Source organism: Komagataeibacter europaeus LMG 18890, from assembly GCF_000285295.1.
GTDB classification, from domain to species: Bacteria; Pseudomonadota; Alphaproteobacteria; order Acetobacterales; family Acetobacteraceae; genus Komagataeibacter; species Komagataeibacter europaeus.
Genome location: NZ_CADP01000215.1, coordinates 1 through 2,438 on the forward strand (window position 1 = coordinate 1; position 2,438 = coordinate 2,438).

The following is a 2,438-nucleotide window of genomic DNA, read 5'->3' on the forward strand; positions in this document are numbered from 1 at the left end:
AAAAATCCCGTTGCCCACGCCATGAACTATTTTCTCAGACGTGCCGATACATTCACACGATTCCTCACTGACGGCCGGATCTGCCTCTCAAACAATGCAGCAGAACGCGCCCTGCGCGGCATCGCCCTGGGCAGGAAAGCCTGGTTGTTCGCCGGGTCCGATCGTGGCGGAGAGCGCGCCGCCGCCATGTATTCCCTGATCGTCACCGCGCGCCTGAACGATGTCGATCCCCATGCATGGCTCGCTGATGTCCTGGCACGGATCAATGACATTCCCAATCCACGCCTCCATGAACTCCTGCCCTGGCACTGGAAAGCCCACCAGCAGGTCCACAATACCATCGCCGCCTGAATACGCCCGCGTCTCTCGCCGGATGGTTACAATGAAAACCAGCGACAACCATGACATGACCTGTTCCGGTTGGCGCCCCCACGTGCCCTGCACGGATACCTGTCCGTGCGGAAAGCCCCGCACGGGAACCGACCGCGCCTGCCGTGCAGACACATTTTGATATGCGTTGCAAATGATTCTCAATTACGATACGACCCCACTTCCATACGACAGAAAACGTCAGGAATGAGGTCGGGCATGCAGCGCAGCAGGGTTTTTTACGTATTTCCCCTTTCACTTCTGGTGACGGGGCATGCCCTTGCGGCCGATCTGGTTGAAAAATCGGACCACGCCCACCGCGCCCGGACGTCGGGCGCGAAAAAGGCAGCCCCGCAACCTGACGCAAACGCCGTGCGGGCGGAAAAGCTGGAAGTCCATGCCCACAGGCCGGCGACGGTTGCGTCCTCGGCCACGAAATCCGATACGCCACTGATCGAAACCGCCCAGTCGGTTACGGTTGTCAGCCGCAACGAAATGGATGTGCGCGGCGTGCTGAGCCTTAATCAGGCCGTGCGCTACACGGCGGGCATCACCCCGGACCTGCGTAGTGGTGGCGAGGGCACACGCTATGACCAGTTCGCCCTGCGCGGCTTTACGGTGCCAACCTTCCTTGACGGCCTGAAGCTGCAGGACAGCCCTACGGGCTATGCCACGGCGCAGACCGATACGTCACGGCTGGAACGGGTCGAGATCCTGAAAGGGCCGGCATCCGCGCTGTATGGCCAGTCCAGCCCCGGCGGTCTTGTCGCCCTGTCCAGCAAGCTGCCGACCGACCAGAAATTCTATGGTGGCGTCAACACGACGGGCGGCATGTTCGACCTGTATCGCGTGGACGCCGATGTTGGCGGCTATGCAACGAAGGACGGCATGGTCCGCTACCGGCTGTATGGCACGGTCAACGGCCAGCACAGCCAGATGAGCAAGACGGGCAGCCGACGGTTTTCCATCAGCCCGTCCTTCACGTTTGGCGGGAACGGGCCGACAACACTGACACTGCTGGGCAACTACCAGTACGATCCCGAAAACGGCACCTATGGCGGTGAGCCACTGGTGGGGTCGCTCAGGCCCGCATCTTATGGATACCTGCCACGGAACTTTTATGACGGGGATGTGCCGTTCGAGAAGTTCAACCGCCGGCAGGGCGGGATCACCTATATTTTCAACCACCGTTTCAACGATAACTGGAGCTTTACCAGCCGCGGGCGGTACGATGACATCAAGACCATCTATCGCAGCGTGTACAACAACGGTTATTACACCAGCAACGACATGCTCAGCCGTTCCGCCTTTGGCACGAACGAACATACGCACAACCTGGCGTTTGACAGCCAGTTCAAGGGCCATGTCCGCACCGGCCCCCTGCGGCATACGATGATGTTCGGTTTTGACTACATGCAGCAAAGCGCATCGGAAGAAGGGTTCTACGGTAGCGCGCCAGACCTGAATGTCCTGCACCCGGACTATCACATGGCCATTCCCGCCATGAATCCGTATCTGCATTACCAGACGGATTCACACCAGATTGGCATGTACGCACAGGATGAAATGCGCTGGAAGGGGCTGGTCGTGACCGGCAGCCTGCGTAATGACTGGTACCGTTCACAGCAGAACGAATATATCTACCATACCACTTCCCATGAAAATCCCCGCCAGATTACATGGCGTGCCTCGGCTTGCAGTTACCCATAAATTTTTTCTTCTGTAATTTGATAGGAGAGAGCACCTGTAACGATATCTGCCAGGCGAGACATTCCTCTCCAGATAACAGTTGTTCCGGGCGGAGCATCGGAAGCGCGATCAAGGTAACCACCCAGTCTGGCGACTGCCCGGATGTAAAAATCCAGGTCTGGTGAAGTGCTGAGTTTGCGTATGGGTGTGAACTGTTCGAGTATTTGGCGTTCCACATCTGTAAAAACGGTAGAAGGCGACGTCCCTGGTAATTCACGCCTGAGCATTGTTATCCATGAGATACGCCAGGCCACCACGCAGCATAAGGCGATACAGTTTGCGAGCCGGCCTGCGGTCGTTAGGCGGAGCTCTTCAAGCTT

2 protein-coding genes and 1 pseudogene are annotated in these 2,438 nt (G+C 58.0%); 2 read left to right on the plus strand and 1 reads right to left on the minus strand.

All coding sequences use genetic code 11. From position 1 onward, the window contains the following. Window positions 1–351 (plus strand): IS66 family transposase (locus tag GEU01_RS20750; protein ID WP_019086484.1); only part of this gene is annotated, 351 nt, incomplete at its 5' end. A 237-nt stretch (window positions 352–588) separates the two neighbouring features. Further along, a pseudogene (locus GEU01_RS23665) lies at window positions 589–2,061 on the plus strand (TonB-dependent siderophore receptor); the annotation flags it as partial. Window positions 2,062–2,069: 8 nt separating this feature from the next. On the opposite strand, the gene GEU01_RS25250 reads toward GEU01_RS23665, so the two are convergent. Beyond that, the coding region (locus tag GEU01_RS25250; protein ID WP_269719726.1) for an IS4 family transposase at window positions 2,070–2,438 on the minus strand (369 nt) is incomplete at its 5' end.